The following is a 5,096-nucleotide window of genomic DNA, read 5'->3' as shown; positions in this document are numbered from 1 at the left end:
GAAGTGAACGCAAGCGTCGGTCGGCATCGTTTCCACAGACTGATGGCCGCACTCTGGGCAAGTAAGGGTGCTCTCAAGCTTCATTGCCACTCCCATGCATTGCACGAAGCATAGTGGAGGTCAGGGTCTGATGCGACAAACGCGGCGTCAAATTTCAAACTGAGCCACTACCCTCGAGCGGTCTGACTAGCTCTGTTAGGCCTTTTTCGCTATTCTGATACAGCGCCGCGCGCCCTTTTTGGCCGCGCAAAGGTTGAAGGTCATGGACGGAAGGACGCTTCTCATACTCGGCCTTGGCATAGTGGCCCTGCTGATCCTGGGATTCTGCGCAATACCATCGTGATGTTCGGGCAGGCCCTGGTCTGCAACGTCTTCAATGCAGCAATTACAGTTCGGCCATATCGATCCGGCGGGTTTCCTTTATGCCGTCAACCTCAGCTGACATGAACGCTCGCGTTGCGATGGTGTCGGCAAGCAGTATGGCAAAGATCGCGAAAAGATAAAAAATCGAGAAGGCAAACAGCGCCTTTGCAGGCTTCATCTCCTTGTCGGGAACCACCAGAACCTTCCATGCGTGCCAGATGAACCCCGCGCCCAATGCGGCCGAGGCAATTCCATATAACCCGCTCGCGAATCCGAACGCCCAGGGCAGCACGCCAATTGGCGCCAGCAGCAGTGAATAGGCAAACATCTGTTTTCTGGTCGAGGCCTGACCGGCCACGTTCGGCATCATCGGGATGCCGGCAGCGGCGTAGTCGCCGACCTTGAACAGCGCGAGCGCCCAGAAATGCGGCGGCGTCCACAGAAAGATGATCAGAAACAGGATGACGCTTTCAGCGCTGACGGCGCCGGTTGCAGCCGCCCAGCCAATGACAGGAGGAAGGGCACCCGCCGCGCCGCCGATGACAATGTTCTGCGGCGTCGAGCGCTTCAGCCACATCGTATAGATGACGACGTAGAAGAAGATGGTGAAGGCCAGCAGCGATGCGGCAAGCCAGTCCACCAGCACGCCGAGCGTCATGACCGAAAGCGCGGAGAGCACCAGGCCGAAGCCGAGAGCTTCACCCGGCGTGACGCGGCCCGACGGCACCGGCCGCTTTGATGTGCGCGACATCAGCGCGTCGATGTCCGCGTCGTACCACATGTTAAGGGCCCCGGCCGCTCCTGCTCCAATCGCGATCGCACCGATTGCAATCACCGCGATGACCGGGTTCATCGCGCCAGGCGCCGCCATCAGGCCAACGAAGGCGGTGAATACGGCAAGCGCCATGACCCGCGGCTTCAAAAGCGCGAAGAAATCACCCGCCGTCGCTTCCGAGAGACGGATGCCGGTATCCTTGAGGCGGTTTTCCCTAGTCGACATCTCGGACCGATGGATGCGCGCGAGCGAGCCAGGTCACTTGGAGAACGTTTTCAGATAGGCAATGACGTTGRCCACGTCTGCATCGCTCTTGAGGCCGGGAAACGCCATCTTGGTCCCTTTGACCATGGCCTTGGGATCGTGAAGATAGGTGGTCAGTGTTGGTTCGTCCCATTTGACGCCGGATTTGCCGGCCGCGATCATGGCATCGGAATATTTGAAATCCGGATGCGTGCCGGCGACGCGGCCGATGACGCCATGCAGCGATGGACCGATCTTGTTCTTGTCCTCGTCTGCGACGTGGCAGACCTTGCATTTGGTGAAGACCTTCTCGCCAGCCGCAGCATCCTGAGCCTGCGATGGATTGGCAACGAAGGTTGCAACAGACACGACGGCGAAAAACGCGACCAAACGCATGACTTTTCCTCCCTGATCGTCAAATGTGCCTGAGATAATCTGCACATACCGGGGCCGCCGGCGACGCGCCTTGCACGGCAGAACAGATTATCGGATTCTCCCCCAAATGGAATTACGGCACCTATGTACCACGGATTCTGGCCGGCGGGTAGAAGAGGTCGGCCGCGCAAAGGTTTAGGTCGTCTGCAGCGGCTCAGGGTACATTCGTGTTGCAGCTGCCGGCAACCTGGCTGACGGCTTCATCGAACCCCGCGAGGTTGAAATCGGCCTCCCCTCGCCCCGACAGCAACCCGAACCGCCAGGAAAGCTGGAGTCGGTTTGCGGCGCCGAGCCGTTTGATGCCGTCGGCGCCGTCGCGCATCAGCCTGCGGCCGCGCGGCCCGACCGACCAGCTTTCATCGAACTTGCCGCCCTGGTCGAGCGTGACCGACACGGTGATCTTCCGGCTGGCCGAAACGGTGTCGTTCAGTTGCAGCCATTCGGTCCAGCGCGGTTCGCTGTCTGCCCGGCAACCAATGGTCAGGATCGGGCTGTAGCTCAACGCGCCGCCGCCTGTGATCAGCTTGTTGGTGGCATAGAGCGATGCCGTGACGAGACCGTCCTCGGCCGTGTCGAACCGCCAATTGTCAAGCACCGTATCGGCGCGGGCAATACCGCAGACCGAAACGAGGACCAGCGCGATTGCCGAGGCGTGTCCCACTTCGACGAACAGTCTCAACGCGCGTCTCCGACGACCCAAGCGGCTTGCGATAGAAGATAATCATCAAAGCTTCGTATCACCACTGGCCACCACCCGCGAAGCGTTCCGGCTGTTGCAGTTTAGCAACGAAAAAGGCCGCCTCAGAGGGCGGCCTTCGTCGATTCTACGGAGCGCCGGGCTTATTCGGCGTCCTTGGCGGCCTTCTTCTTCGGCGCGGCCTTCTTCTTGGGCTCTTCCGCGTCGTCGGCCTTCTTGTCGTCAGCCTTCTTGGCGGCGGCCTTCTTCGCCGGCTTCGCCTTGACGGCGGTATCGGCCTCCTCGTCGTCGGCCATCAGTTCTTCCTTGCTGACCTTGACATCGGTGACCGAGATCTGGCCGAGCAGATGGTCGACCACCTTCTCCTCGAACATCGGCGCCCGCAGCGTGTTCAACGCTTCCGGGTTGCTGCGGTAGAACTCGAAGACTTCCTGCTGCTGGTTGGCCGGATAGCGGCGGACCTGCTCGAACAGGCCGCGCTGCAGCTCCTCGTCCGATACCGTGACGCCGGCCTTCTCGCCGATTTCTGCCAGCACCAGGCCAAGACGCACGCGGCGCTCGGCAAGACGCAGATATTCGGCACGTGCCTCTTCTTCCGTCGTCTCTTCGTCGGCGAAGGTGCGGCCGGCCGCTTCCAGGTCGCGATTGACCTGGGCCCAGATGTTGTTGAACTCGGCGTCGACGAGCTTCGACGGCGCCTCGAACGAATAGGACGCGTCGAGCTGGTCGAGCAGCTGGCGCTTGACCTTCTGGCGCGTCATGGCGCCGAACTGGTTTTCGATCTGGCCACGCACGACGTCGCGCAGGCGCTCCAGCGATTCCAGGCCAAGGTTCTTGGCGGTCTCGTCGTTGATTTCCAGTTCGCCGGGCTGGGACACTTCCTTGACGGTGACGTCGAAGGTCGCTTCCTTGCCGGCAAGATGCGCCGCCTGGTAGTTCTCCGGGAAGGTTACGGTGATCTGCTTTTCGTCACCGGCCTTGGCGCCGACCAGCTGATCCTCGAAGCCCGGGATGAACTCCTTCGAGCCCAGCACCAGCGGCTGATCGGTGCCGGCGCCGCCATTGAAGGCCTCGCCGTCGATCTTGCCGACATAGTCGATGGTGACGCGGTCGCCATTGGCGGCCTTGCCGGTCTTCGGCTCGTAGCTGCGTGCCGATTCGGCAACGCGCTGGACCTGCTCGTCTATCTCGGTGTCCGGCACGTCGAACACCTGGCGCGTCACCTTGATGTCGGAGAAATCCTTGATCTCGATCGCCGGAATGATCTCGTAGTTGAGGCGGAACTCGAAGTCGGCGCCGCCGGCCAGGATCTTCTCGGCCTCCTTCTCGTCCTCGGTCATGATGACTTCGGGCTGCATGGCAGCTTTTTCGCCACGCCCGGTAATGATCGTGCGGGTCGAATCATTGAGGATTTCGTTGACCACTTCGGCCATGAACGACTTGCCGTAGACCTTGCGCAGGTGCTGCACCGGCACCTTGCCGGGGCGGAAGCCGTTGATGCGGACCTTGTTCCTGGCGTCCGAAAGCCGCGCCATCAGCTTGGCTTCCATGTCACCGGCCGGCACGGTGACCTTGATCTCGCGCTTGAGACCGGAGTTGAGTGTTTCGGTGACCTGCATCGTAAAACCTTTGTTTTCACCAATGAGACTGCCACGGCCTCTGCCGCTCACAGCCTGCCGGTATAATCTTGCCGGGAATGGCTTTTGGTACGGAACCTGGCGATTTGACCGAAAATACGGCTCAAACTCTTCCAAACTGCGTTCCAAAATGTGAATAAGTTCTTGTTTTTCCTACTTCTTATCACATTTTGCAGAAGCGGATCGTCGCGTCCCGTCACATTCGACACGCCTTTTGTCACAGGCGGGGCTATTTTTCAACCATCTTCGCATTTCGGCGAACAACCAACATTTTGGCCCCGACCCGACCTTGTTCCTGACCCCAACACTTGTTCCCGACATTGACAGAATGATGGCTACATGGGATTGCCGGTCCATGCGGATGTGGCGGAACTGGTAGACGCCCTGGATTTAGGTTCCAGTGCCGAAAGGCGTGGGGGTTCGAGTCCCTTCATCCGCACCAATTTTATCGCCAATGACCGCTCCGAATGAAATCCAACTTTCAAAGAGGGCTCTTGAAATAGGTTGTTGACAGGTTCTTACTTGCAGCAGGCAGGTTGGGGCTCTGTCGGGCTGTGCGTGTAGCTTCTCTAGTTCTGGCGGTAGGGTCACTTGTCGCGGCAGCAACATGTAAGGTTGAGGCCCTAGAATACACGCCTGTTTCGTCTCCAGGGCAGCAGCCGTTTCTTGTTGTTTCCGGCGAGTTCAACGACAATGAACCCCTGAACGCTTTTAGTAACGCGGTTGTGAGCAGCGGGGCCAGGACGATCGTATTCAACTCCCCCGGCGGCAATGTCGGCAGCGCGCTTCGGTTGGGGCGTATGATCCGCGCGGCAGGGTTGGATACGCTTCAGCTTCGCCAATTGCAGTGCGCTTCAGCCTGCTCACTTGCCTTCTTGGGTGGCGTCCACCGTGGTGCCGAACCAGGTTCTATCGGCATTCATCGGGCTTGGTTGACATCTGTTGA

4 protein-coding genes and 1 tRNA gene are annotated in these 5,096 nt (G+C 59.7%); 1 reads left to right on the top strand and 4 read right to left on the bottom strand.

The annotated features are described in order from the left end of the window. Positions 1 to 385: 385 nt before the first annotated feature. From ACXJ7R_RS24535 to tig, 4 genes are all read right to left on the bottom strand, one after another. Complete coding sequence (locus ACXJ7R_RS24535) at positions 386 to 1,363, bottom strand: heme o synthase (RefSeq protein WP_457154088.1); 978 nt, start codon at positions 1,361 to 1,363, stop codon at positions 386 to 388. A gap of 33 nt (positions 1,364 to 1,396) precedes the next feature. Then, entirely contained in the window at positions 1,397 to 1,777 is a 381-nt protein-coding gene (locus tag ACXJ7R_RS24530) for a c-type cytochrome (RefSeq protein WP_457154087.1), read from the bottom strand. Between the two features lie 193 nt (positions 1,778 to 1,970). Next, positions 1,971 to 2,495 (bottom strand): hypothetical protein, encoded by a 525-nt coding sequence (locus ACXJ7R_RS24525; protein ID WP_457154086.1) that lies wholly within the window; start codon positions 2,493 to 2,495, stop codon positions 1,971 to 1,973. 161 nt (positions 2,496 to 2,656) lie between these two features. Then, positions 2,657 to 4,132, bottom strand: coding sequence for a trigger factor (gene tig, locus ACXJ7R_RS24520; RefSeq protein ID WP_457154085.1), 1,476 nt, complete (start codon positions 4,130 to 4,132; stop codon positions 2,657 to 2,659). A gap of 375 nt (positions 4,133 to 4,507) precedes the next feature. Between tig and ACXJ7R_RS24515 the strand changes: the two genes are divergently transcribed. Further along, positions 4,508 to 4,592 (top strand) — tRNA-Leu (locus tag ACXJ7R_RS24515). Positions 4,593 to 5,096 lie beyond the last annotated feature (504 nt).

This window comes from Mesorhizobium sp. P5_C1 (assembly GCF_054049815.1).
Note: the sequence above shows the minus strand (reverse complement) of the source record. Positions and strands in the feature narration are given on the sequence as shown.